Annotated in this window: 27 protein-coding genes and 1 pseudogene; 8 read left to right on the top strand and 20 right to left on the bottom strand. The window is 45.5% G+C overall.

The features are described from left to right. Positions 1–13: 13 nt before the first annotated feature. From ICN45_RS07020 to ICN45_RS07010, 3 genes are all read right to left on the bottom strand, one after another. Positions 14–4,759, bottom strand: a complete 4,746-nt coding sequence (locus tag ICN45_RS07020) for a glutamate synthase-related protein (protein WP_216174816.1) — start codon at positions 4,757–4,759, stop codon at positions 14–16. A gap of 193 nt (positions 4,760–4,952) precedes the next feature. Beyond that, positions 4,953–5,657: a transposase gene (locus tag ICN45_RS07015; protein ID WP_216174814.1), complete on the bottom strand. Its 705-nt coding sequence runs from the start codon at positions 5,655–5,657 to the stop codon at positions 4,953–4,955. A gap of 12 nt (positions 5,658–5,669) precedes the next feature. Beyond that, complete coding sequence (locus ICN45_RS07010; protein ID WP_216174812.1) at positions 5,670–8,006, bottom strand: penicillin-binding protein 1A; 2,337 nt, start codon at positions 8,004–8,006, stop codon at positions 5,670–5,672. 141 nt (positions 8,007–8,147) lie between these two features. Here ICN45_RS07010 and ICN45_RS07005 point away from each other — a divergent pair, with 141 nt between their 5' ends. The 4 genes from ICN45_RS07005 to aroB all read left to right on the top strand — a co-directional run bounded on the left by ICN45_RS07005 (position 8,148) and on the right by aroB (position 11,580). Further along, on the top strand, positions 8,148–8,840 hold the full coding sequence (locus ICN45_RS07005) for a PilN family protein (RefSeq protein WP_216174810.1): 693 nt from the start codon (positions 8,148–8,150) through the stop codon (positions 8,838–8,840). A gap of 74 nt (positions 8,841–8,914) precedes the next feature. Beyond that, positions 8,915–9,955, top strand: a complete 1,041-nt coding sequence (locus tag ICN45_RS07000; RefSeq protein WP_255531118.1) for a secretin GspD/PilQ domain-containing protein — start codon at positions 8,915–8,917, stop codon at positions 9,953–9,955. Positions 9,956–9,967: 12 nt separating this feature from the next. After that, positions 9,968–10,489, top strand: coding sequence for a shikimate kinase (locus ICN45_RS06995; RefSeq protein ID WP_369411468.1), 522 nt, complete (start codon positions 9,968–9,970; stop codon positions 10,487–10,489). Positions 10,490–10,497: 8 nt separating this feature from the next. Continuing rightward, positions 10,498–11,580, top strand: coding sequence for a 3-dehydroquinate synthase (gene aroB / locus ICN45_RS06990; protein ID WP_216174806.1), 1,083 nt, complete (start codon positions 10,498–10,500; stop codon positions 11,578–11,580). A gap of 5 nt (positions 11,581–11,585) precedes the next feature. Here aroB and cyaY read toward each other — a convergent pair whose 3' ends face one another. Beyond that, on the bottom strand, positions 11,586–11,969 hold the full coding sequence (cyaY, locus tag ICN45_RS06985) for an iron donor protein CyaY (protein ID WP_216174789.1): 384 nt from the start codon (positions 11,967–11,969) through the stop codon (positions 11,586–11,588). Between cyaY and ICN45_RS10545 the strand changes: the two are divergent. Next, a pseudogene (locus ICN45_RS10545) lies at positions 11,879–12,064 on the top strand (hypothetical protein); the annotation flags it as partial. The gene cyaY and the pseudogene ICN45_RS10545 sit on opposite strands and share 91 nt — an antisense overlap. Before the next feature lie 29 nt (positions 12,065–12,093). On the opposite strand, the gene ICN45_RS10420 reads toward ICN45_RS10545, so the two are convergent. Further along, entirely contained in the window at positions 12,094–12,219 is a 126-nt protein-coding gene (locus ICN45_RS10420) for a hypothetical protein (protein ID WP_255531176.1), read from the bottom strand. Here ICN45_RS10420 and lysA point away from each other — a divergent pair. After that, positions 12,208–13,506 (top strand): diaminopimelate decarboxylase, encoded by a 1,299-nt coding sequence (gene lysA, locus ICN45_RS06980; RefSeq protein WP_216174787.1) that lies wholly within the window; start codon positions 12,208–12,210, stop codon positions 13,504–13,506. The genes ICN45_RS10420 and lysA overlap by 12 nt on opposite strands. Before the next feature lie 70 nt (positions 13,507–13,576). Here the strand turns inward: lysA and ICN45_RS06975 are convergent, their stop codons facing one another. Continuing rightward, entirely contained in the window at positions 13,577–14,299 is a 723-nt protein-coding gene (locus ICN45_RS06975) for a c-type cytochrome (protein WP_216174785.1), read from the bottom strand. 115 nt (positions 14,300–14,414) lie between these two features. Between ICN45_RS06975 and yihA the strand changes: the two genes are divergently transcribed. Both yihA and hemB read left to right on the top strand, forming a co-directional pair. Then, the gene (gene yihA / locus ICN45_RS06970; RefSeq protein WP_216174783.1) at positions 14,415–15,080 is read left to right on the top strand and encodes a ribosome biogenesis GTP-binding protein YihA/YsxC; all 666 of its coding nucleotides are present in this window, start codon (positions 14,415–14,417) and stop codon (positions 15,078–15,080) included. After that, the gene (hemB, locus tag ICN45_RS06965; RefSeq protein WP_216174781.1) at positions 15,064–16,083 is read left to right on the top strand and encodes a porphobilinogen synthase; all 1,020 of its coding nucleotides are present in this window, start codon (positions 15,064–15,066) and stop codon (positions 16,081–16,083) included. The genes yihA and hemB overlap by 17 nt, the downstream gene beginning before the upstream one ends. Positions 16,084–16,091: 8 nt before the next feature. Here the strand turns inward: hemB and dsbD are convergent, their stop codons facing one another. From dsbD to rplR, 14 genes are all read right to left on the bottom strand, one after another. Further along, positions 16,092–17,762: a protein-disulfide reductase DsbD gene (dsbD, locus tag ICN45_RS06960; RefSeq protein WP_255531116.1), complete on the bottom strand. Its 1,671-nt coding sequence runs from the start codon at positions 17,760–17,762 to the stop codon at positions 16,092–16,094. Positions 17,763–17,764: 2 nt separating this feature from the next. After that, positions 17,765–18,115: a divalent-cation tolerance protein CutA gene (cutA, locus tag ICN45_RS06955; protein WP_216174778.1), complete on the bottom strand. Its 351-nt coding sequence runs from the start codon at positions 18,113–18,115 to the stop codon at positions 17,765–17,767. Between the two features lie 68 nt (positions 18,116–18,183). Continuing rightward, entirely contained in the window at positions 18,184–18,579 is a 396-nt protein-coding gene (gene rplQ, locus ICN45_RS06950; RefSeq protein ID WP_215384400.1) for a 50S ribosomal protein L17, read from the bottom strand. A 16-nt stretch (positions 18,580–18,595) separates the two neighbouring features. Further along, complete coding sequence (locus tag ICN45_RS06945; protein WP_011901925.1) at positions 18,596–19,576, bottom strand: DNA-directed RNA polymerase subunit alpha; 981 nt, start codon at positions 19,574–19,576, stop codon at positions 18,596–18,598. Between the two features lie 24 nt (positions 19,577–19,600). Then, positions 19,601–20,224, bottom strand: coding sequence for a 30S ribosomal protein S4 (rpsD, locus tag ICN45_RS06940; RefSeq protein WP_216174776.1), 624 nt, complete (start codon positions 20,222–20,224; stop codon positions 19,601–19,603). Positions 20,225–20,340: 116 nt separating this feature from the next. After that, a complete protein-coding gene (gene rpsK, locus ICN45_RS06935) occupies positions 20,341–20,748 on the bottom strand; it encodes a 30S ribosomal protein S11 (protein ID WP_216174774.1) in 408 nt (135 codons plus the stop codon). Between the two features lie 18 nt (positions 20,749–20,766). Continuing rightward, complete coding sequence (gene rpsM, locus ICN45_RS06930; RefSeq protein ID WP_088526685.1) at positions 20,767–21,132, bottom strand: 30S ribosomal protein S13; 366 nt, start codon at positions 21,130–21,132, stop codon at positions 20,767–20,769. A gap of 24 nt (positions 21,133–21,156) precedes the next feature. Beyond that, the gene (gene rpmJ, locus ICN45_RS06925) at positions 21,157–21,273 is read right to left on the bottom strand and encodes a 50S ribosomal protein L36 (protein WP_012357167.1); all 117 of its coding nucleotides are present in this window, start codon (positions 21,271–21,273) and stop codon (positions 21,157–21,159) included. A 38-nt stretch (positions 21,274–21,311) separates the two neighbouring features. Further along, the gene (gene infA, locus ICN45_RS06920; RefSeq protein WP_068320132.1) at positions 21,312–21,530 is read right to left on the bottom strand and encodes a translation initiation factor IF-1; all 219 of its coding nucleotides are present in this window, start codon (positions 21,528–21,530) and stop codon (positions 21,312–21,314) included. Between the two features lie 4 nt (positions 21,531–21,534). Further along, positions 21,535–22,872 (bottom strand): preprotein translocase subunit SecY, encoded by a 1,338-nt coding sequence (gene secY / locus ICN45_RS06915; protein WP_216174772.1) that lies wholly within the window; start codon positions 22,870–22,872, stop codon positions 21,535–21,537. An 18-nt stretch (positions 22,873–22,890) separates the two neighbouring features. After that, entirely contained in the window at positions 22,891–23,331 is a 441-nt protein-coding gene (gene rplO, locus ICN45_RS06910; RefSeq protein WP_216174770.1) for a 50S ribosomal protein L15, read from the bottom strand. Positions 23,332–23,355: 24 nt separating this feature from the next. Then, positions 23,356–23,544 (bottom strand): 50S ribosomal protein L30, encoded by a 189-nt coding sequence (gene rpmD / locus ICN45_RS06905; RefSeq protein ID WP_216174768.1) that lies wholly within the window; start codon positions 23,542–23,544, stop codon positions 23,356–23,358. Between the two features lie 24 nt (positions 23,545–23,568). Further along, entirely contained in the window at positions 23,569–24,087 is a 519-nt protein-coding gene (gene rpsE / locus ICN45_RS06900) for a 30S ribosomal protein S5 (RefSeq protein WP_011901917.1), read from the bottom strand. Positions 24,088–24,105: 18 nt separating this feature from the next. Then, positions 24,106–24,459 carry a 50S ribosomal protein L18 gene (gene rplR, locus ICN45_RS06895; RefSeq protein ID WP_216174766.1) on the bottom strand — a complete coding sequence of 118 codons (354 nt, stop codon included), beginning with the start codon at positions 24,457–24,459 and terminating at the stop codon, positions 24,106–24,108. Between the last annotated feature and the right edge of the window lie 12 nt (positions 24,460–24,471).

Raw genomic sequence — 24,471 nt, 5'->3', positions numbered from 1 at the left:
TAGCTCAATCAGCTTAAGCAGCAATGGTATTTTTCTGAGCCTTGTCCCACAACTCCCCTAAAGCACGCTTGTACTCGGTTGGCAGAACTTTCACAAAACGGCCGCGGGCGTTTTCCCAATCAGCCAAGAGTGCTTTAGCGCGTTCTGAGCCGGTGTAGCGGAAATGACGCTCGATTAAGCTCTTTAGGATCTGCTCATCCGTTAAACGCTCGCCACCATCTTTTACATCTACCGGGGCATGCCAAGCCGACTGAGGAATCTGGGCGATCTGTTCTGCAGAAGGCAGTACTTTTTCTAAGCTAGCCATGCTGGTATTGCAACGCTTCTCGAACAAGCCATCTTCGTCATATACATAGGCAATACCGCCGCTCATACCTGCGGCAAAGTTACGGCCGGTCGTACCCAACACCACTACAGTGCCACCTGTCATGTACTCACAACCGTGGTCACCAGTACCCTCAACCACCGTAGTTGCACCAGAGTTACGAACTGCAAATCGCTCACCAGCTACCCCGTTAAAGAAGGCTTCACCAGCAATACCGCCATACAAGACTGTATTACCAACAATAATGTTCTGAGCAGTATCGCCACGGAACTCATGCGGGGCACGCACAATCACACGACCTCCTGACAAACCTTTACCTACATAGTCATTACCATCGCCAACTAAATCCAAGGTAATGCCTTGCGCCAAGAAGGCTGCAAAGCTTTGGCCAGCGGTACCATTCAGTTGAATATGGATAGTGTCATCAGGTAAGCCTGCGTGACCATAACGTTGTGCCACTTCACCTGAAAGCATGGCGCCAACTGTACGGTTCACGTTCTTCACCGGAACAATGAAAGAGACTTTTTCACCACGCTCAAGAGCGGGCTCACTCTTTTCGATCAAGATATTGTCGAGTGCACTTGCCAGGCCGTGATCCTGTGTCAGGACTTGATAGCGAGGAACATCTGCTGCTACTTGGGGAGCTGCAAAAATCTTGCTGAAGTCCAAGCCGTGGACTTTCCAGTTATCAATCCCTTTGCGGGTATCTAACAAATCAACGCGGCCGATCAAATCATCAAACTTACGAATACCCAGCTGCGCCATGATTTCACGAGCTTCTTCTGCAATAAAGAAGAAGAAGTTCACTACATGCTCAGGCTTACCAGAAAACTTCTTACGCAATTCCGGGTCTTGAGTAGCAACGCCTACTGGGCAGGTATTCAAATGGCACTTGCGCATCATGATGCAACCTTCAACTACCAATGGCGCTGTTGCAAAACCGAACTCATCTGCGCCCAACAATGCACCGATTACGACGTCGCGACCGGTTTTCATTTGGCCATCAGCCTGAACCCGAATACGGCTACGTAAGCCATTGAGAACTAAAGTTTGCTGTGTTTCAGCCAAACCCAATTCCCATGGTGAACCAGCATGCTTAATAGATGAGAGTGGGGATGCACCAGTACCGCCATCGTGGCCAGCGATCACAACGTGATCTGCTTTTGCCTTAGCAACACCAGCAGCAACTGTACCCACTCCCACTTCAGATACCAACTTCACAGAAATGTCCGCCTTTGGATTGACGTTCTTCAAGTCATGAATTAACTGAGCAATATCTTCAATGGAATAAATATCATGATGTGGAGGTGGAGAAATCAAACCAACACCTGGTACTGAAAAACGCAACTTACCAATGTAATCCGATACTTTCCCACCAGGCAATTGACCGCCCTCACCAGGCTTAGCACCCTGCGCCATCTTGATTTGAATCTGATCTGCAGAACGCAAATATTGTGTGGTAACACCGAATCGACCGGAAGCAACTTGCTTAATTTTGGAGCGTAATGAGTCCCCATCAAGCAGTGGAATATTGGCTTCTACTACATCGCTACCTAAGACGCTGGCAAGAGTCTCGCCCTTCTTAATGGGAATGCCTTTGAGCTCGTTGACATAGCGATTTGGATCTTCACCGCCCTCACCGGTATTGGACTTGCCGCCAATGCGGTTCATCGCAATCGCCAAGGTAGCGTGTGCTTCAGTAGAGATTGAACCCAAAGACATCGCGCCCGTTGCAAAACGTTTGACAATTTCTTTGGCGGACTCTACTTCATCCAATGGGATTGCTTTTGCTGGATCAACTTTGAATTCAAACAAACCACGTAGAGTCATTTGACGTTTGGTTTGATCATTAACAATATTGGCATACTCTTTATAAGTTTGATAACCCTTCTCGGCACCAATACGAGTAGAGTGCTGCAACTTTGCAATCGTGTCCGGAGTCCACATGTGGTCTTCGCCACGGATACGGAAGGCATATTCACCGCCAGCATCCAACATGTGGCTCAATACCGGATCATTACCGAAAGCTGCGGTATGCGTGCGTATTGCCTCTTCAGCCACTTCAAACACACCAATACCACCGACATTAGATGGGGTGCCCTTGAAGTACTGATCAATCACTTCATGATTTAGTCCAATAGCTTCAAAAATCTGTGAGCCGGTATAAGACATATAGGTAGAGATGCCCATTTTGGACATCACTTTTTGTAAGCCCTTACCAACTGCCTTGATAAAGTTTTTAACTGCTTTCTCACTAGATAAATCACCTGATAAATCTTTAGCCATTTCAGCCAAAGTTTCCATCGCCAAATACGGATGAATTGCTTCAGCGCCATAGCCTGCCAAGAGCGCAAAGTGATGGGTTTCACGCGCGCTACCGGTCTCTACCACTAGCCCAACGCTAGTACGTAAACCTTTTTCAACCAAGTGCTGATGAATTGCTGAAGTTGCTAGCAAAGCTGGGATAGCCACATGCTGCTCGTCAACCTGACGATCGCTCACAATCAAGATGTTGTAACCGGAGCGCACCGCATCCGCAGCCTCAGCACATAAAGATGCTAAGCGCGCTTCAATTCCAGCTTTACCCCAAACCACTGGATAACAAATATCGAGCTCATATGAGCGGAATTTGCCATTGGTGTAATGGCCAATATGACGAATTTTAGTGATGTCGTCAAAATCTAAAATTGGCTGACTCACTTCCAAACGCATTGGAGGATTGATGTTATTAGTATCCAATAAATTGGGTTTAGGCCCAATGAATGACACTAATGACATCACCATATTCTCGCGAATAGAATCAATTGGGGGATTAGTAACCTGAGCAAATAATTGCTTGAAGTAGTTATACAAAGGCTTGTTCTTATTTGAAAGAACAGCTAACGGACTGTCGTTACCCATAGAGCCAATCGCCTCTTCACCATTCATCGCCATGGGAGCCATGAGGTACTTAATATCTTCTTGGGTATAAGCAAACGCCTGTTGGCGATCGAGTAATTTAGCAGCTGGGCGAATCGTCATTTTTTCATCTACTAGATCGGCCTTACTAGCATCCACTTCGTCTAACTTGATGCGTACCGCATCAATCCAGCTCTTGTATGGCTTGGCTTTTGATACGGCGTCCTTGAGCTCAACGTCATCAATAATGCGACCTTGTTCCATGTCGATCATGAACATCTTGCCTGGTTGCAAGCGCCATTTTTGAACAATCTTGCTTTCAGGAATGGTTAATACGCCAGCCTCTGAAGCCATAATGACTAGATCATCATCAGTAACGTAATAGCGCGCTGGACGCAAACCATTGCGATCTAGAGTGGCACCAATTTGGCGGCCATCGGTAAATGCCATGGCCGCGGGACCATCCCATGGTTCCATCATGGCAGCGTGATATTCATAGAAAGCGCGGCGGTTGTCATCCATCAACGTATGCTGTTCCCATGCCTCTGGAATCATCATCATCATGGCTTGCGCCAATGGATAACCAGACATCACCAACAACTCTAAACAGTTATCAAAACAAGCAGTATCTGATTGACCTGGATAAATTAATGGCCATAGTTTTTTTAAATCATCGCCAAGTACCGGGGAACTAATTGCGCCCTCGCGCGCATTCACCCAATTGACGTTTCCTTTAACGGTATTAATCTCGCCGTTGTGCGCAATCATGCGATACGGGTGAGCTAACTCCCAAGCCGGGAAAGTATTAGTAGAAAAGCGCTGATGTACAAGGGCAAGCGCTGAAACGGTACGGGGGTCTGTTAAGTCTTGGTAATAAGCGCCCACTTGATTTGCCAAGAGCAAACCTTTGTAAACAATCGTTCTGGCAGACATCGATGCAACGAAATATTCCTTACCGTGCTTTAGATGTAAATCCTGAATCGCATGACTAGCTGTTTTACGTATGACATACAACTTACGCTCAAGCGCATCCGTAGTCATGATGTCCCGACCGCGACCAATAAAAATCTGACGAATAAATGGCTCGGTCATTCGCACTGTCGGCGACATCGGTAGTTTCACATCGATCGGAACATCTCTCCAACCTAAAATAACTTGACCTTCTAAACGCACTGTGCGCTCTAATTCTTGCTCGCAGGCCAAACGTGAAGCATGCTCTTTAGGCAAGAAAATCATGCCAACACCATACTCACCTAATGGCGGCAAAGTGATGCCTTGCTTAGCCATCTCTTCGCGATACAAAGTGTCGGGAATTTGAATCAAAATGCCTGCGCCATCGCCCATGAGCGGATCAGCACCTACTGCTCCACGGTGATCTAAATTCTCTAAAATCTGCAATCCTTGGGAAACAATCTCGTGAGATTTTTTGCCCTTGATGTGCGCAACGAATCCGACGCCACAAGCATCATGCTCGTTTCTAGGGTCATATAAACCTTGAGCCAATGGGCGAAGGTCAGTATTCAGTAGTGAAGTCATAGTATTTTCGTGTGGCAGCTTTGGCCTGAAATCTTTTTGGATTACCAATATAGGTGAATACCCATACTGATGCAATAGAAATAAAATGAGTCTGTCCCATTTAAAATGATACTGCACCAAAATGATTTACTTAATTAGGGACAGAGTCAATAGCTAACAGAACTGGATTTAAACTCATGGTGATTCATACAGTCTAAGCTATTGAATTTAATGAGTTAATTTTCTTTGGTCGCCCACGATGCCGAATTTGAGTAAGCTCAGGAGTGTCTTTAAAAAGTTTTTGGGCATAAATATCACTTACCCATGGTTTAGACCGAATTAAAGATTCGGTTATTTGCTTGTCCTCCCAGTGTGGCGCCCCTTCTTTTACAAAGTTAGCCCAGTTGCTTTGTCTTTCAAAGGGGGTATTACCTAACTTCCAAAAGTGCTTATGGTCAACTAGCCAGGGATCTGCATTCCCTCCAATGTGCGTTGCAAAGCTAGTCCAAGCAGAGTCTTGAGGATTTGATTCATATCCAGCCCGAACCGGATTTAACTCAATGTAACGCTGACATCGTAAAAAATAATCTGGGTCAATGAGGGATGAGCGATAGCGCCCCTCCCAAATTGTTCCAGAACGGTGATGCTGTTGATTAAAGTACTGAGCGTAACGCCTGCCTAAAGACTGCATCGTTTTTGCCAGTGAATCTGCATTTTGCGGCGTGAGGAGTAAATGAACATGATTTGGCATCAAGGCAAATGCATGCACTGTGCAATCAAATTGTCGAGCCGCTTCACGCAACCACTCTAAGTAAATGCGACGATCTTCGGGGCCAAAGAAAATGGTTTCCCGATTATTGCCCCGCACCATCACATGCATGGCTTGGCCAGGAATTACAGTGCGCGCTTGGCGAGCCATTGTGCAAATGACCTATTGCAGTTCGCGAACGCCGCCATTACGAGAGAACTCAGGCACAAACCAATCACCGTCAAATTGCGTTACACCTTCTGGGACTACGCGAGATTCCTGAGGGCTATCTTTTAAAGCAGTGACCATGTACGAAATCCACATTGGCAATGCAAGGCCGCCGCCCGTTTCTCTATCACCCAAACTAGTTGGCTTATCAAAGCCGATCCATGCAATCGCAACCACCTTAGGGTTGTAACCAGCAAACCAAGCATCGTGAGACTCATTGGTAGTGCCTGTTTTGCCAGCAATATCATTACGACCCAACTTCGCTCTCGCTGAAGCAGCAGTTCCGGTCTTGGTGACTTCCTGCAACATGCTGTCCATTACAAATGCAGTCCGCGCGTCTAACACCCGGGTAGCATCTTCCCGCGCATAAGTTGGTTTTGCTTCAAATAAAACGACGCCCTTGGCATCAATCATCTTATCGATTAAGTATGGGTCAACCCGGTACCCCCCATTTGCAAATACGCTATAAGCTGCTGCCATTTGTAATGGAGTAACCGAACCGGCACCAAGCGCCATCGTTAAATAAGGAGGATGTTTTTCAGGCTCAAAGCCAAAACGCTGAATATATTCTTGGGCATAAGAGGGGCCGATTGCACGAATGATGCGCACAGACACCAAGTTCTTCGATTTGGCCAAAGCATTACGCAAGCGCATCATGCCATCATATTTACCATCGTAGTTTTTGGGCTCCCAAGCCTGACTTCCAGTCTCCATACTGCCTATCGATAAAGGAGCATCGTTCACCATAGTGCTTGGTGAAAACCCTTTTTCAATCGCCGCTGCATAGATGAAGGGCTTAAAGGAAGATCCTGGCTGACGCAAGGCTTGAGTGACGTGATTGAATTGATTACGACGGAAATCAAATCCACCAACCAAGGAAAGAATTGCCCCCGTCTCTGCATTCATAGAGACAAAGGCAGCTTCCACCTGGGGTAACTGGGCCAGTTTCCAGACCCCTCCATCCAAAAGTAATCTCACTACTGCACCTGGACGCAGACGCTTTTTGGGTTGAGTGCTGTCGGTGATCGAGGCAGCGGCCAACTTCATTCCCTCACCTTTTAGGATAATCGTATCGCCAGTTGCAATCATGACCTGCATTTCTTTTGGCTTCACGTCGAGGACAACCCCTGACTGCAAATCATCCAACTGTGGATAAGCAAGTAAAGCCTCATCAATTGCGCGTTGGCGCTTAACTGGATCCTCTGGAAGATCAATAAAACCTTCTGGTCCACGATAAGCATGACGTAGATCATATTCAAAAATTCCACGGCGCACTGCTTTATAGGCAGCCTCTTGATCTGCCTTCAGAATGGTTGTGTAGACATCAATGCCCTGAGAGTAGATTGCTTCACCGTACTGTGTAAAGAGTAATTGTCGAACCATTTCTGCAGGGAAATCAGCGCGTACTGCAAATTCATTACCTAGCCCCCGAATACGTAGCTCCTCGGTCATTGCTTTTTGATAATCCTCTGCAGAGATGTAACCAAGATCGCGCATGCGCTGCAAGATATATTCCTGGCGAATCTTTGCCCGTCGAAAATTGCTAACAGGGTTATAGGCAGAAGGGGCTTTTGGTAGTCCAGCCAACATGGCAGATTCTGCAATCGTGATGTCCTTTAGCTCTTTGCCAAAGTAAATCTGGGCAGCACTAGAAAATCCATATGCTCTTTGACCCAAGAAAATTTGATTCATGTAGATTTCGAGAATCTTGTCTTTAGTTAATTGAGACTCGATTTCCCAGGCCAAGAGAACTTCATATATTTTTCGACTGAAGGTTTTTTCATTACTTAAGAAGAAGTTTCTGGCAACCTGCATAGTGATCGTTGAAGCCCCTTGAGAAAGGTTTCCACGTAAATTAGTCACAGCGGCTCTTAAAATGCCAACATAGTCCACACCGCCATGAGAATAAAAACGATCATCCTCAATCGATAAGACTGCATTACGCATACTGAGCGGGATTTCGTTTAATGGAATCACTTTGCGGCGCTCTTCCCCAAATTCGCCAATCAACACTTTGTCAGCTGTATAGATGCGCAGAGGTGTCTTCGGGTTGTAATCAGTTAAAGCAGATATTTTGGGTAGGTTTGGCTTTGCCACCAAAAATGCATAGCCCATGAGAAGCGTCACTACTACGGCAAAAACCATACCAATAATGAGCAAGGCCTTAATTAGGGGATTGCTAGATGAGTTGCGAGTATGCCCAGGCTGTAATCGGGATTGCTGAGGGCGTCGGTCAGGTCGACGGATTGGCCGCTGGGATTGCGTCGGCTTGTCTTTTGGGGGGAAGGCCATATTTCTAAATTATAGGGTGCTTATGTAATTTGCTAGAAAGCACAAAAACCCCTGTTCTACCGCTTTTTCTAATCCAATTCCTGACAATCGATTCAAGATAAGCCGATGGATTTTGCAAAGCAAAACCCAAAGAATATAGGCATGCCATCACGCCAAATTTCCCCCCAGTCCTTCGATGAGATTTTGAGTGATCTTGGTGACGACCCCGCTATCCCAGACCCCCATGGAATACGCAAAACTCCAAGCTCAAAACCCCCCAGCCCAACACCTCATAGCGAGTCCAATAAAAACGCTAATCTGGCATTTTTAAAGGGTATGGATCTTTCTTTACAAACTCAAAAACTGGGTGGGCCCCTGCTTATTTGTGCCTGCTTATTAGGGGTCTGCGGCGGCTTATATCTTGTCTATGAGTCCTTTATTAGCCATACTCAATTGATTGCCCAGAGCTCTCAAAAGGAAATTTCTGCCCTCCAAAAAGAATGGAGTTTACTGCGTGAAGAATTACAGCAAGAACAAGAAAGTCTTTACGAAGCAATTGACATATTAGAAGTAAGCGTTCACTCTTTTAAAGAAAATAGGCCGATATCCAAGCCGCCAGTCAAACCTAAAGTACTGCTGCATGAAGGTGAACTGAGCCGTTGGCGTTACTTAGGTAATAGCCAAAAGGGGGCTACCCATCAAGCGATTTTTCACACAGGCAAGCAAAGTGAAATGTTTGACAAGGGGTCTATCGTTCTGGGAGAGTGGCGACTGAGTCAGATTGAAAAAGAGGCGGCCATCCTCACCCATTCTCATGGCAGAACCCTCGTTCTAAAGCCATCTAAATCTGAATGAACTCAAACCTTAAATGCATGACTAAATACCTAAAAAAATGGAGTGTCTGGCCAATTCTTTTGGGGGCAATTTTTATGAGCCCAATTTATGCAAATGCACCTAGCCAAAACCCTCTAGATCCTCCGATTAGTCTGCAATTTGTCGATATCGAAGTAGTTGAACTTTTGCAAGTTCTTGCCAAGCTTGGTAGCACCAACTTTTTACTCAGCGAATCCATTAAAGGCAAGATCACTGTAGATCTGCGCAATACCCCATGGCAGACTGCCCTGCACTCTATTCTAGCTAGCAGGGGTTTGAGGCTCATCAGAAATGGGGATATCTACTGGATTGGGCCTTATGCAGAAATCCATGCTTTTCAAAAACACCGGCGTGAAGATGCTGCGCTTCCTTTTGGAGGCGACCACATTAACAGCCCACGACAAATCCTAATTGAAGCCCGTATCGTAGAAGCAGATGAGCGCTTTGCACGTGAACTCGGGATAAAGCTGGGTTACCAAGCAAATTCCTTGGGTAATCTCGATCAAAAATTCTCCGGTAATTATGATTTAGGAGGCTCAGGGTTAAATGGTTTCAATCCCGCAACAGTCGCTGCAACACTGGTTTCCCGAAATGCCAGTCGACTCTTACAAATGGAGCTTTCTGCCCTTGAGTCAGAGGGGCAAGGGAAAATTCTCTCTAACCCCCGCATCATGACTGGAGATCAAGTAAAGGCAACCATTGAACAAGGGACAGAACTACCCTATCAAACCACCTCTCAAAATGGCAGCAAACTCCAGTTCAGAAAAGCCAACTTACGCTTAGAGGTGCTACCCAAAATTCATCCGGATGGCAAAATTTCGATGCTGGTGGGCATCAATAAAGACACTATCGGTATGAAAACCGAACAGGGCTACGCGATCGATACCAAGAGTCTTAGTTCAGAGGTCACCGTAGAAAATGGGGGCACTGCCATTATTGGTGGAATCTTTCAGACTACCGAGAGAGAAGATGAAGTGAAAATCCCTTTACTAGGTGATATCCCCTTAATTGGCCATTTATTTCGTCATAAATCTAAATTACAAGATAAAACTGAGCTTCTGGTCTTCTTAACCCCGACCGTTCTAGATAAACCCTAATAAAATCGAAGGGTGAACTCTTCGACAAACAATATTTTTCTGATCGGCCTTATGGGCGCCGGAAAGTCGACCGTTGGTAAAGTGCTTGCCAAAAAATTAGGGCGCCGCTTTTTAGATGCCGACCATGTCATTGAAGATCGATGCGGTGTAAAGATTCCTGTCATTTTTGAAATGGAAGGAGAGGAAGGCTTTCGCAAACGAGAGGCGCAAGCCATTCGAGACATTACTTCTGAGCAAGACATTATTTTAGCTACTGGCGGAGGCGCAGTTTTGCTACCTGAAAATCGGGATGCCCTTAAAAATCGTGGCACCGTAATTTATTTGCACGCCAATCCCATTGAACTTTGGTATCGCACTAAAGGTGGGGAAGGGCGGCCTCTTCTTCAGAATGGAGATGCCAAAAAAATTCTAGAAAATTTGTATACGGTTCGCGATCCCCTCTATCGTGAAATTGCTGATCACGTTATTGAAACTGGTAAGCCCAGCGTCAATCAATTGGTCAATACCTTAATCATGCAGCTTGAACTTGCTTGAAAACAATGATGAAAACACTTGAAGTAGACCTAGGTAATCGTAGCTATCCCATTCATATAGGTACAGACCTCATTGATCAACCCAGCCTATTTAGCGCTTGTGAAACAGCGACCTCAATCTATATTGTTAGCAACACTACTGTTGCCCCACTATATGCAGAGCGCCTCACACACACTTTAGAAAAATTGGGTAAACCTGTTAGAACCATCATCTTGCCCGATGGTGAGTCCTATAAAGACTGGAAAAATCTCCAACTCATTTTTGATGACCTTCTAAAATTTGGCGCAGATCGTCAAACGATGCTGGTCGCCCTCGGTGGCGGCGTCATTGGTGATATGACGGGTTTTGCTGCCGCCAGCTTTATGCGCGGCATCCGTTTTATCCAAGTTCCTACAACCCTACTAGCGCAAGTTGATTCATCCGTTGGTGGCAAAACTGGCATCAATCATCCATTAGGTAAAAACATGATTGGGGCATTTCATCAGCCTGTTGTGGTGATTGCCGATCTCAATACACTTAAAACATTACCTCCACGCGAATTGTCTGCAGGTCTTGCGGAAGTAGTGAAACATGGTGCCATTGCTGATGCTCAATTTTTAGACTGGATTGAAGCAAATGCTTCTGCATTATTAGCTTGCGATACAAATGCTATGGCGCATGCGGTTCTGCGCTCATGCGAAATTAAATCTGCAGTAGTTTCTGCTGATGAAAGAGAGGGCGGTATTCGCGCCACTCTAAATTTTGGTCACACATTTGGACACGCTATTGAAGCCGGCATGGGATATGGAGAATGGTTGCATGGAGAGGCTGTGGGCTGCGGAATGGTCATGGCTGCCGACTTATCCTGCCGTTTAAAGCACATTAGCAACACCGAATTCGAGCGTCTCACCAAAATTATCAAGTCAATGAATCTGCCGATCGTGCCCCCCAAATTTGGTGCAGGGCGTTATATGGAGTTAATGCAGGTTGATAAAAAAACCGAGGGTGGGCAAATTCGTTATGTGGTCTTAGAAAAGATTGGTCAGGCACAGATCAAGAGCGTTCCTGATGCCCAAGTCATTGAAACCTTAACCGCTACTGGAGCTGCCTAGTACTACTAGGTTTTAATTAATCCAATCTTGAGGGTCTGTCCAGCTTGTGCGCTCGCAAATTGAGATAAATCGCTCAAAAGCTCTTTCCCAGTTTTGGTATCTAACCATAAAGGTTGAGTCGTAGTTCCAGCCCAACGATAGTGATAGCCGCCCGATTTGGCAGCTACCCAAATTTCATGCAGCGGTGGCTGTGTATTCACCACAATCACGCTTTTATCCTTAAAGCGGATATTAATCACATTGCCACCCTGGCGCTCTACATCTAAATCAAGATCAAATTCATCGTCAGCAGCTTCTAATGCTACCTCGATGGACTGCAATAAATTGCTTCCCAGCTGATAAAACTGCTTGTCATCAATGGTTTCTACGCCTGAATTATTTGGATTCATTCCCGAGTCCTGCATGCTATATTCAATCATTCGTTTTAGAGACATTCATGATAGCGATTCTAAACAGAGCACTTGGTATTACCCTCCTAATAGCCCTTTTTGGATGTGGGGTTAGGGGTCCTCTCTATTTGCCCACTGTTCCACCAGTTCCGCCTGCTCCTACAGAGCCTGAGCCTAAGGGCACTCTATATCCACCACAAAATCCTGCTGCTACCAGCAGCCCATCATCGGCCAAGTAATGACTAGTCAAGCAATTCCACTTCCTAAGCTGTCTGGATTCACTGAACGGGATGGCAACTGGTATGCCGAAGAAGTACCGCTTGCAGATTTAGCAAAAGAATTTGGTACGCCACTCTATGTGTACAGCAAAAAGGCTTTGACTGAGGCTTATCAAGCTTATGACAAAGCCTGTGTAGATAGCAAAGGTAAGCGTCGCGCCCGCGTGCACTACGCTATGAAAGCCAATAGCAATTTAGCGGTAATAGATTGCTTTAAAAAACTGGGGGCTGGCTTTGATTTGGTTAGCGGTGGTGAGTTAGCCCGCGCTTTAGCCATTGGCGCAGATCCTTCCAGCTTAGTATTCGCAGGCGTTGGTAAATCTGCAACTGAAATTGCTGCAGCCTTAACAGCGGGCGTCAAATGTATTAACGTGGAGTCGATCGCCGAGCTCCATAAGATTAATCGAGTAGCGACTAAATTAAACTGCCGTGCTCCAATCTCATTACGCGTCAATCCCGATGTTGATGCGCAAACTCATCCTTATATTTCTACTGGCTTAAAAGGAAATAAATTTGGTATTGCGTATCACGAGGTTTTAAAAACTTATCGTGCAGCAACTCAGCTTTCACAAATTGATGTGGTGGGTATTGATTGCCATATTGGTTCGCAAATTACTTCTACTGCGCCCTACCTAGATGCCTTAGATAAAGTGTTAGATTTGGTTGAGCACCTTAAAAGAGAGGGTATCGTGATTCACCATCTCGATTTGGGTGGTGGCCTGGGTATTTCCTATGGCGATGAGAACCCGCCCGATATTACCGATTTCACCAATTCACTTTTGAACCATGTGGCAGATCGAGGATTTGCCCATCTGGATATCGTTCTTGAACCCGGAAGATCCTTGGTGGGTAATGCAGGTGTACTACTTACAACGGTTGAATACCTCAAGCCGGGTGCAGAAAAAAACTTCTGCATTGTTGACGCTGCCATGACTGAGCTTTTGCGCCCTGCCTTATATGAAGCCCATCATGGCATTATTCCTGTTCAAGCAAAATCTGCTAAAAGTTTGACTTATGACGTGGTTGGTCCTGTTTGTGAATCTGCTGATTGGCTAGGAAGAGACCGCCAGCTCGCTGTTGAAGAAGGTGATCTCCTAGCAATTCTATCTACCGGTGCGTATGGTTTTGTGATGGCGTCTAACTACAACACGCGCCCAAAACCTGCAGAAATTATGGTTGATGGAACAAATGTTTATGTCATACGTAGTCGTGAAAATACTTCAGACTTGTTTGCTAGCGAAACAATCTTGCCCGGCTAATTTTCTAAAGTATTTAGATAATAAAAAACCCCGCTACATGAACGGGGTTTTGTTTTTCTTACGCACTCAATTAATGCAAACCAGCCATGTAATCAGAAACAGCTTTCATTTCTTGATCAGAGAGCTTTGTGGCAATCATATTCATCTGAGTATTTTTGCGAGTACCTTCACGAAATAACATTAATTGAGTGTTAGAGTACTCAGCCCATTGACCACCCTGACGAGGATACTGCGCAGGAATTCCAGCGCCGTTCGGGCTATGGCATCCAGCGCAAGCTGGAACATTCTTAGCCGATATTCCCCCACGGTAAATACTTTTACCCAACTCAATGGTATCTTTGTTTTGAGCAACACCTTGAGAGGGCTGCTGTTGGGACAAATAAGCAGCAATATTATTCATATCTTGATCGGTTAATGCAGCAGACATACCCATCATAATTGCGTTAACGCGAATCCCTTCCTTGTAGTTCTTTAACTGTCGGGCAAGATAAGTCGGGTGTTGGGCAGCCAATTTAGGCCATGTACCTACTGCACTTTGGCCTTTAGGCCCGTGGCAAGTAATGCAGGCAATCACACCACGCGTTGCATCGCCAGCAGAATATAAGGCCTCACCAGCAGCCGCATCGACCTTTGGCTTAACTGGAGCCGCAGCCTTTGCTTCTGCAGCGGGGGCCATAGGTGCTGGATCGGCAGCCAAAGCCTGAGGCGCAAGACCGCTTAGAGCGAAAATAGAGAAAGCCGCAAAACCAGCACGTACGCTAGTTAATTTGGAGATTTGGGAGGTTTGACGCATTATGTTTACCTTGGCAAAAATTCCTAAAAGTGTTTGGGCCCAGCATTTACAACCTTTTTACCCAACACCATGAGATATTTCATGATTTTGCGTGATTTTACAATAGCTTCAGGACATGTCTAAACTCTTTCAAGCCCGATTCGCCACCACAGTCAATGACACCCATTGCCTACCTGCCACTCCCCTCCGGGAAGTAGCCTTTGCTGGTCGCTCAAATGCGGGTAAATCCAGCGCCATAAATGTCCTGTGTAATCAAAAAAGACTCGCTTTTGCCAGTAAAACGCCGGGGCGCACCCAACATATCAACTATTTTGGTCTTTTTTCTAAAGACGATCTTTTAGCCTATCTGGTCGACTTACCTGGCTATGGCTATGCTGCCGTCAATCATGAGACTAAATATCACTGGAATGCCCTTCTAAGCGACTATCTGCAGGAGCGTGAGCAGTTGGTAGGCATGGTGTTAATTGTGGATGCTAGACGAGGAATTACGGACCTGGATGAACAAATGATTCAATGGTTTGTGCCTACTGGTAAACCGATCCATATTTTGCTTAGCAAGTGCGACAAACTAAATAAGAGTGAGTGCAAACACGCTCTGGAGGCTGTTCAGAAACAACTGCAGCAATATGACCCGGCCCTCCCTGACGGTACAGGCGACTCCAAGCAACTTACGGCACAATTATTTTCTAGCACTAAGCGTATTGGGCTGGAAGAGGCCGATAATTTAGTGATTAAATGGCTATTTGAAGCAGAAACTCAAGAAGATGAAATCACCAGCTAACTCCTTGCTCAGTTTTCCAGGGCACCGTCCCCGCCGCATGCGTCGTGATGATTGGTCACGTCGCCTCATGCAAGAAAACCATATTTCTCCAAATGATTTGATCTATCCCGTTTTTCTTCTTGAAGGCGAAGGAAAATCTGAAGCGGTTGCTTCCATGCCCGGTGTTAATCGCATTTCATTGGACTTGCTATTTCCAGTTGCACAAGAGTGCATTGATTTAGGCATCCCAGTGTTAGCTTTGTTTCCGGTAATTGACGCTGCCCTTAAAACACCTGATGGCAAAGAAGCTTGCAATCCAAACGGCTTAGTACCAACAGCGGTTCGCGAACTCAAAAAACGGTTTCCTAATTTGGGCATCATGACCGATGTTGCGCTCGATCCTTATACAAGTCATGGTCAAGATGGCATCCTCGATGAACAAGGTCGCATCCTCAATGATGAGACTACTGCCATCTTGGTACAGCAAGCGGTCACTCAAGCAGAGGCTGGCGTAGATATCGTGGCACCATCAGACATGATGGATGGTCGCATCGGAAAAATTCGTGATGCACTTGAACAAAAGAAATTGATTCATACGCGAATCATGGCTTATTCAGCTAAATATGCCTCTGCTTTTTATGGCCCATTTAGAGATGCAGTGGGTTCTTCAAAGAACCTAGGTAAGGCAGATAAAAAAACGTATCAAATGGATTGCGCCAATGGTGACGAGGCTTTGCGGGAGGTTGCACTGGATATTAGTGAAGGCGCGGATATGGTCATGGTCAAGCCCGGAATGCCTTATTTAGACATCGTGCGTCGCGTTAGAGAAGAGTTTGATTACCCCACATATGCCTATCAAGTGAGCGGTGAATACGCGATGCTCAAAGCTGCTGCACAAAATGGTTGGCTCGATCACAATGCTGTCATGATGGAATCTTTGCTCGCATTTAAACGTGCTGGCGCTGATGGCGTTCTCACTTACTTTGCACTTGAGGCAGCACGCTTACTTAAAGCAGCAAAGTAAACAGCAATCTATTTAGCTTCAGTAGCTTTCTTCAAGCGCTCAATAAAGCGCTGAGGTGGCATATAGCCAATGACACGTTGGTCTGGTTGCTCTTGTGACTCCAGATTAAAAAATAAAATGCCAGGCGGCCCAAATAAACCAAAACGCTTGAGTAGTGCCTGGTTATCACGGCTATTGGCAGTAACGTCGGCCTGTAGCAATACAAATTGCTTTAACTCCTTACTCACTTCCGGATTGGCAAAAGTATTTACTTCCATTTCTTTGCAACTAATGCACCAATCAGCATAAAAATCGAGTAGTACTAATTTTTTATCCTGCCTGGCTTTAATTAGCAATGCATCAAGCTCAGCTTGCGAATGAATCACCGTAAAAGATAGGTCACCAACTTGATGGAGCTTCTGCCCGTTAATTGTTGTTACAGAGCCGGGAGGATCATTTTTTTGTAGCAATGGGGATGCAATCCAAGCTGCAGTCGCCACCAATAAAACTCCCAAGGTTCGCTGCAACCACACCATCCAGATGCCAGTTGAGGGTATCAAAATACGCGCTTCAATGGCAATCAAGAGCAGTGGCAGACCCATTCCTAGAGCCATCACGAAGAGTAAACCCGCACCCAAGCTCATAGAACCCGTTTGGGCAATAAAGGCTAAAACCCCTGCTAAAGGGGCCGTAATACAAGGACTGGCCACCAAAGTAGAAATACCACCCAAGGCAAAAGCACCAAAGACGCTACCCCCTTTTTGCCGCCCTGCCAGCCGATCAATATGTTGATGCCATGCCTGAGGTAAACGCAGGTCATAGAGGCCAAATAGGCTGCCAGAGAGGGCCAAAAGTAAAAGAGCAAATGCAGCAAGTGCGATTGGGCTTTGCAGTGCTCTTTGCACGCTGCCTCCTAAAGCCGCCATCAGGACGCCAGCTATTGCGTAAATCAAGGCCATACCCAAGATATATGAAACCGCTAGAAGACTGGCTCGACTTTTCGAGATTGTTTTCCCACCTTGGGAACCAAATATCACACTCGACAAAATTGGTAGCATTGGTAAAACGCAGGGCGTAAATGCTAAGGCCAGACCTAAAACAAAGAAAGCTAAGAACAAATAAGCAGTGGAAGTATTCGCTAAAAAGCGACTAATAGCATTGACGTCATCTCGTTCACGCCATAAATCAGCCAAACTAAATTCCGCTTGGGGATTTACTGAAACCTGCATACCATCAAGCACTTCAGGAATTGGTGCAGCCCTTACTCCGGGGGCAGCCAACAAAAACTTGAGCGTCATTGGTGGATAGCAAATACCTGCCTCTGCACAACCCTGCAGACTCACCTCAACATGTATAGGCTTGCCAAGATCGGGCTTGATGTCAAGCAAAACCATAAAGGGCTGCTTATAAACTTGTAACTTTTTCTGAAAGGTCTCATCAAACTTTTCTATCCCAAGTGGCAATACAGGCTTTATTTTATATAGCTTCCCAGCTTCTGGACCAGCTTCAAATTGAAGTGATTCTTGATAGAGGTAATAGCCTTTAGCAGGGATAAAATCTATCTCAATTTGATTAGAATTTTCTAACCAGGTCGCTTCTATACGAAAGGCTTTTTCTGGAGGTAAAAAATCTTGCGTAGCAAACGCTTGCACCGATATCAGCATCAGTAATGTGAAAACTGTTTTTAGAAGTGATTGCATTTTCATGCTTTTGAATTTACCTCAGAGCTAACCCACTCGCCATATTGCTGATCATATTGCTCTGGGGAAAAAGCCAATATCTCCGGAAGGTCATAAGGATGACTTTCTTTAATGAAACTGCAAATTTCTTCCCACTGATGAGAAACTGTTTTTGCTGACAGCATCACTTCCTGCGCTTCGCAGACCTTACCTTCCCACCGGTACACCGAATAAACTCCTTCGCTAAGCTGAACGCAAGCAGCTAAGTGACTTTCCACCAGGCTCTTTGCCAAGGCTGTAGCGGCCTCCATATTAGGGAGACTGGTTACAACAAGCAAAAGATTGTCGGGTTTAGTGAGTGAGTTTTGAGACATATTGTATTTATAACCGCATAAATGAAAAAAGCCAGGCCGAAGCCTGGCTTTTTTTCTAACTGCGAGACTTAAGCCTCTTCAGCTACAGCTGCTGTTTCTTCAACTTCAGGACGATCCACCAACTCTACCAATGCCATAGGTGCATTGTCGCCGTGACGGAAGCCAAACTTCAAAATACGAAGATAGCCACCTGGTCGTGTTGCGTAACGTGGGCCAAGCTCTGTGAAGAGTTTAGTCACGATATCGCGATCACGAGTGCGATTGAATGCCAAGCGACGATTTGCTAAGTTATCTTTTTTACCTAAGGTAATTAAAGGCTCAACAACCATGCGTAATTCTTTTGCTTTTGGCAAAGTGGTTTTAATCACTTCATGCTCCAAAAGAGAATTAGACATATTGCGCAGCATCGCCAAGCGATGTGATGAAGTTCTGTTTAGTTTGCGTAAGCCGTTTCCGTGACGCATGATGCTTCCTTTCTAATTATTTCTCGAGGTTAGCTGGAGGCCAGCTTTCGAGTTTCATGCCAAGGCTTAAGCCACGAGCCGCTAATACATCCTTGATTTCATTCAAGGACTTACGGCCTAGATTAGGCGTCTTCAACAATTCATTCTCTGTACGTTGAATCAAGTCACCGATGTAGTAAATGTTCTCAGCCTTCAAACAGTTTGCAGAGCGAACTGTGAGCTCAAGATCATCAACCGGACGCATCAACATTGGATCAACCATTGAAGAGCGGCTTGGTGCAAGATCACCAGAAACTTCGCTGCTCTCCAGAGCCGCGAATACAACCAATTGATCAACTAAGATGCTAGCAGCTTGACGAATCGCCTCTTCAGGGGACAGCACGCCGTTTGTTTCGATAGTCATTACGAGACGATCAAGGTCGGTACGCTGTTCTACACGAGCAGATTCAACAGCATAGCTAACGCGGCTTACCGGGCTAAATGAAGCATCCAATACGATACGACCAATGATCTTGGTAGTTTCGTCGTTATATTGACGCACGTTACCAGGCACATAGCCGCGACCTTTTTCGACCTTGATCTGCATATCTAACTTGCCACCAGCTGACAAGTGAGCGATGACGTGATCAGGATTCATGATTTCGACATCATGCGGTAAATCAATATCTTTTGCAGTAACAACGCCTGGGCCTTCTTTACGCAAATTGATCGTAACTTCATCACGTGATTGCAACTTGAATACAATCCCTTTGAGGTTCAACAAGAGATTTACTACGTCCTCTTGAACACCATCCAAAGTGGAGTACTCATGAACAACCCCAGCAATAGCTACTTCAGTTGGTGCATAACCAACCATTGAGGACAAGAGTACGCGACGCAATGCATTTCCGAGTGTGTGGCCATAACCACGCTCGAACGGCTCCATAACAACCTTAGCTTGGTTGGCGGTAAGCGCTTCAACAGAAATAATTTTTGGTTTGAGCAAATTTGTTTGCATATTTTTTTCCTTGGGAGTGCCTAATTAGCGTGAATACAATTCGACGATCAAACTTTCATTAATTTCACCGCTAATATCTTCGCGGTCGGGCACTTGCTTGAATGTTCCTTCCAACTTAGTTGCATCAACTGATACCCAGGTGACTGCAGACATTTGCTGAACTAGATTGAGTGATTCTGCAATACGCGTTTGCTTCTTCGCTTTTTCACGAATAGCAACTACATCGCCAGGTTTAACCTGAATAGATGGGATATTGACTGGGCTACCATTGAGCAAAATTGCGCAATGAGAAACCAGCTGGCGTGCTTCAGCGCGTGTTGAACCAAAGCCCATACGATAGACCACGTTATCGAGACGTGACTCTAACAACTGGAGCAATGTTTCACCCGTATTGCCCTTACGACGCTCAGCTTCTGCGAAGTAACGACGGAATTGACGCTCTAATACGCCATAGATACGTTTAACCTTTTGCTTTTCACGCAATTGATTACCGTAATCCGATGTTCTTGAGCCAGATGTGCGACCATGTTGACCAGGCTTAGTATCTAACTTGCACTTGTCTGACAGGGCGCGACGTGCGCTCTTTAAAAATAAGTCGGTACCTTCCCGACGTGCTAATTTGGCCTTAGGCCCTAAGTAACGTGCCACGATGCTTTCCTTTCTTTGCCGCAGTCTTACGACCGGCGGTGAGTTCACCCTTTAAATCAGATGAACAGTGGGCTTTTATAAAAAACTACTAAAACTTATACTGCCAACTTCCCAGCTTAAATACGACGACGCTTAGGAGGACGGCAACCATTATGTGGAACTGGAGTAACGTCTTGAATCTCAGTGATCTTGATACCTAATGAGTTCAACGCCCGAACTGCTGATTCACGACCTGGGCCTGGGCCTTTGATCTGAACTTCCAAATTTTTGATACCGCATTCAACAGCCGCTTTACCAGCAACCTCTGCAGCTACCTGAGCAGCAAAAGGTGTCGATTTACGTGAGCCCTTGAAGCCCTGGCCGCCAGAAGTTGCCCATGAAAGCGTATTTCCTTGACGATCAGTAATCGTAATAATGGTGTTATTAAAAGAAGCGTGAACGTGTGCAATACCGTCAGCAACGTTCTTTTTAACCTTCTTACGTGCGCGCTGTGAAGCTGCAGAAGCGGATTGTTGTTTTGCCATGTCAATAAACTTTCTTGATTATTTCTTGAGTTGCACGCCAGACTTACGTGGGCCCTTGCGGGTACGCGCATTCGTCTTAGTACGTTGACCACGTACAGGCAAGCCCTTACGATGACGCACGCCACGATAGCAACCTAAGTCCATCAAACGCTTGATGCTCATAGTTACTTCACGACGAAGGTCACCTTCAGTAATGAATTTACCCACTTCATCACGCAACTTTTCCAAGTCACCGTCAGTAAGGTCCTTAACTTTTTTATCAATAGCAACACCTGTGGTCTGGCAAATTTTGCGAGCACGAGTTGTGCCAATGCCAAAAATTGCTGTTAAACCGATAACAGTATGTTGATGATTTGGGATATTTACCCCAGCGATACGTGCCATGAGATTTCCTCTTAATTAACCAGATCAGCCTTGACGCTGCTTATGACGTGCGTCTGAAGAACAGATCACGCGCACAACGCGTTTGCGCTTAATGATCTTGCAATTTCTGCAAATACATTTAACGGATGCTAAAACTTTCATAACTCACCTCTTAAAAATAGGTACTACTTAATCTTTACTTACTTCGCTCGGAAAATGATTCTGGCTCTTGTCAGGTCGTAAGGAGTCATCTCCACCGTCACCTTATCTCCCGGCAAAATACGAATGTAGTGCATCCGCATCTTTCCGGAAATGTGCCCTAGAACCACATGTCCATTTTCTAGCTTCACGCGAAACATCGCATTCGGCAAATTCTCTACAACTTCCCCCGCCATCTGAATGACATCGTCTTTAGACATTCAGTTAAGCGCCCATCTTAAAGTTGGCTTTTTTCATCAAAGAGCCGTACTGCTGCTGCATTACATAGGACTGAACTTGTGACATGAAATCCATTGCAACAACAACAATAATCAGCAATGAAGTACCACCAAAATAAAACGGCACGTTGTACTTCAATACTAAGAATTCTGGCAACAAGCAAACCAAAACCATATAAATTGCGCCAGCCAAAGTTAAACGCACCAAAATCTTATCGATATATCGTGCTGTTTGATCACCCGGGCGAATGCCTGGTACAAATGCGCCACTCTTCTTCAAGTTCTCAGCTGTATCACGACTGTTAAATATCAAAGCGGTATAGAAGAAGCAGAAGAAAATAATTGCCGCTGCGTACAAAATGGTATACACAGGTTGACCTGGGGCCAAAGTAGCAGCTAAATCTTTAATAATTCTGCTAAACATATTGCTTGGTTCGCCCGATGTAAACCAACCAGCAATAGTTGCAGGGAACAAAATAATAGATGAAGCAAAAATAGGAGGAATAACCCCTGCCATATTTAACTTCAACGGGAAATAAGAGGATTGGCCGCCATATATCTTGTTGCCAACTTGACGCTTAGCGTAGTTCACCAGGATACGGCGTTGGCCACGCTCCACAAACACCACAAAATAAGTCACTGCTATACAGATCACAACAATCAGCAGTGCGGAAACAATATTCATTGAGCCAGTACGAACCAACTCAAGCAAGCTACCAATAGCAGAAGGAAGTCCAGAGACGATGCCGCCGAAAATAATGATGGAAATCCCGTTGCCAAGGCCACGTTCTGTAATTTGCTCACCCAACCACATCAAGAACATCGTTCCAGTTACTAAAGTAACTACGGTATTGAGTTCAAAAATCAAACCTGGGTTCAACACTAGACCTGGTTGAGCTTGTAATGCAACAGAGATTCCTAAGGCCTGGAAAGTTGCTAAGAATACAGTGCCATAACGGGTGTACTGAGTAATCTTACGCTGACCAGCTTGACCTTCTTTTTTCAATGATTCTAGAGAAGGAACAACAATCGTCATTAACTGCATGATGATGGATGCAGAGATGTAAGGCATGATTCCCAAGGCAAAAACCGTAAAGCGGGATAAAGCGCCGCCTGAGAACAAGTTAAACATGCCCAAGATCCCATCCTTCTGACCAGCAAATAACTGTGCCAATTGGTCTGGATCAATACCAGGTACAGGGATATGAGCACCCAAACGGAACACGATCAAAGCCAGCACCAAGAAAATCAAGCGTTGACGTAATTCGCCAAACTTGCCTCCTGCTGCTGCTGTGCCTGCGTTATTGGTAGGTGCTAATGCCATGTTTACTGTATAGACCTATTAAGCTGCTTCAACTAATTTGCCGCCAGCCGCTTCAATCGCTGCTTTTGCGCCGGCAGTTGCAGTAATACCCTTAAGGGTTACAGCAATCTTCAGTTCGCCAGTTTTAACGACCTTAACTGCATTGATTTGCTCACCGGCAAAGCCGTGAGCCTTCAATACCAATAAATCCACTTCAGGTAAGTTGATTTTTGCTAAGTCGTTCAAAGTAATTTGACCAACGTGACGACGTGTCAAAGACACGAAACCGCGTTTTGGTAAACGACGATACATCGGCATCTGACCGCCCTCGAATCCAACTTTGTGGAATCCGCCGGAACGTGACTTTTGACCTTTGTGACCGCGACCAGCAGTTTTACCAAGTCCAGAACCAATGCCGCGACCTACGCGACGACGGTTTTTCTTGGAGCCCTCTGCGGGCTTGAGTGTATTGAGTTCCATATTCTTCGCCTATTTACTTGCTAGTTAGCTAACAACTTTAACTAGATAAGAAACTTTATTAATCATGCCGCGTACAGCTGGTGTGTCTTCTAATTCAGATACTGAATTGATACGACCGAGGCCTAAGCCACGAACAGTTGCACGATGGCTTTCACGGGTACCGATCAAGCTGCGCACTAATTGCAGTTTGACTTTGGAGTTAGATGTTGTCATTTATAGATTCCTAATCTTGTGGTCTTAGCCGAGAATCTCTTCGACTGATTTGCCGCGCTTAGCAGCAATCTCAGCAGGAGTACTCATCTTGCTCAAACCATCAATCGTTGCACGAACTAAGTTGTATGGATTTGTAGAACCGAGTGACTTAGCAACCACGTTAGTTACACCCATAACGTCGAAAATCGCACGCATTGGGCCACCAGCAATAATTCCAGTACCGTCTTTAGCTGGAGAAATCAAAACGCGTGAGGCGCCATGTTGACCAGTAACAGTGTGCTGCAAAGTACCTTTACGCAAAGTTACCTTGATCATCTTGCGACGAGCTTCATCCATTGCTTTTTGAACAGCAACTGGAACTTCTTTTGATTTACCTTTACCCATACCGATGCGGCCATCACCATCGCCAACTACAGTCAGTGCAGCGAAGCCGAGAATACGACCACCCTTTACCACTTTAGTTACACGATTAACCGCGATCATCTTCTCGCGAAGACCGTCATCACGCTCTTCGTTTTGCATCTTAGTTTGCATTTTTGCCATGTTTTTTCCTAAACCCTATTAGAACTTCAGGCCGGCTTCACGCGCAGCTTCAGCTAAGGCCTTAATTCGGCCGTGGTAACGATGCCCGGAACGATCAAAAGCAACATCAACAACACCTGCTTTAACAGCACGCTCAGCAACTAATTTGCCAATTTGTTTTGCAGCCTCAGCGTTGCCGCCATTTTTGATCGCTTGGCGCAATTCTTTTTCCATTGTTGAAGCAGCTGCCACAACCTTGGTTCCACATGGGCTGTATACCTGTGCAGAAATATGCGTATTGCTACGGATAACTGTTAAGCGATTTGCCAATGCTTCGGCAATGCGAATACGAGTCTGCCGAGCGCGTCTTTGTCTGGATTCGTCTTTATTCATTTTTTAATCTCG

This window comes from Polynucleobacter alcilacus, from assembly GCF_018881545.1.
GTDB classification, from domain to species: Bacteria; Pseudomonadota; Gammaproteobacteria; order Burkholderiales; family Burkholderiaceae; genus Polynucleobacter; species Polynucleobacter alcilacus.
The sequence above is the reverse complement of the archived record's forward strand: the minus strand, read 5'-3'. Positions and strand labels throughout refer to the sequence as shown.

Coding starts and splice junctions, on each gene's coding strand:
- ICN45_RS07020 (WP_216174816.1), bottom strand. CDS start 4,759: ATGACTTCACTACTGAATACTGACCTTCGCCCATTGGCTCAAGGTTTA.
- ICN45_RS07015 (WP_216174814.1), bottom strand. CDS start 5,657: ATGGCTCGCCAAGCGCGCACTGTAATTCCTGGCCAAGCCATGCATGTG.
- ICN45_RS07010 (WP_216174812.1), bottom strand. CDS start 8,006: ATGGCCTTCCCCCCAAAAGACAAGCCGACGCAATCCCAGCGGCCAATC.
- ICN45_RS07005 (WP_216174810.1), top strand. CDS start 8,148: ATGCCATCACGCCAAATTTCCCCCCAGTCCTTCGATGAGATTTTGAGT.
- ICN45_RS07000 (WP_255531118.1), top strand. CDS start 8,915: ATGAGCCCAATTTATGCAAATGCACCTAGCCAAAACCCTCTAGATCCT.
- aroB (WP_216174806.1), top strand. CDS start 10,498: ATGAAAACACTTGAAGTAGACCTAGGTAATCGTAGCTATCCCATTCAT.
- cyaY (WP_216174789.1), bottom strand. CDS start 11,969: ATGAATCCAAATAATTCAGGCGTAGAAACCATTGATGACAAGCAGTTT.
- lysA (WP_216174787.1), top strand. CDS start 12,208: ATGACTAGTCAAGCAATTCCACTTCCTAAGCTGTCTGGATTCACTGAA.
- ICN45_RS06975 (WP_216174785.1), bottom strand. CDS start 14,299: ATGCGTCAAACCTCCCAAATCTCCAAATTAACTAGCGTACGTGCTGGT.
- yihA (WP_216174783.1), top strand. CDS start 14,415: ATGTCTAAACTCTTTCAAGCCCGATTCGCCACCACAGTCAATGACACC.
- hemB (WP_216174781.1), top strand. CDS start 15,064: ATGAAATCACCAGCTAACTCCTTGCTCAGTTTTCCAGGGCACCGTCCC.
- dsbD (WP_255531116.1), bottom strand. CDS start 17,762: ATGCAATCACTTCTAAAAACAGTTTTCACATTACTGATGCTGATATCG.
- cutA (WP_216174778.1), bottom strand. CDS start 18,115: ATGTCTCAAAACTCACTCACTAAACCCGACAATCTTTTGCTTGTTGTA.
- rplQ (WP_215384400.1), bottom strand. CDS start 18,579: ATGCGTCACGGAAACGGCTTACGCAAACTAAACAGAACTTCATCACAT.
- ICN45_RS06945 (WP_011901925.1), bottom strand. CDS start 19,576: ATGCAAACAAATTTGCTCAAACCAAAAATTATTTCTGTTGAAGCGCTT.
- rpsK (WP_216174774.1), bottom strand. CDS start 20,748: ATGGCAAAACAACAATCCGCTTCTGCAGCTTCACAGCGCGCACGTAAG.
- rpsM (WP_088526685.1), bottom strand. CDS start 21,132: ATGGCACGTATCGCTGGGGTAAATATCCCAAATCATCAACATACTGTT.
- rpmJ (WP_012357167.1), bottom strand. CDS start 21,273: ATGAAAGTTTTAGCATCCGTTAAATGTATTTGCAGAAATTGCAAGATC.
- infA (WP_068320132.1), bottom strand. CDS start 21,530: ATGTCTAAAGACGATGTCATTCAGATGGCGGGGGAAGTTGTAGAGAAT.
- secY (WP_216174772.1), bottom strand. CDS start 22,872: ATGGCATTAGCACCTACCAATAACGCAGGCACAGCAGCAGCAGGAGGC.
- rplO (WP_216174770.1), bottom strand. CDS start 23,331: ATGGAACTCAATACACTCAAGCCCGCAGAGGGCTCCAAGAAAAACCGT.
- rpmD (WP_216174768.1), bottom strand. CDS start 23,544: ATGACAACATCTAACTCCAAAGTCAAACTGCAATTAGTGCGCAGCTTG.
- rpsE (WP_011901917.1), bottom strand. CDS start 24,087: ATGGCAAAAATGCAAACTAAGATGCAAAACGAAGAGCGTGATGACGGT.
- rplR (WP_216174766.1), bottom strand. CDS start 24,459: ATGAATAAAGACGAATCCAGACAAAGACGCGCTCGGCAGACTCGTATT.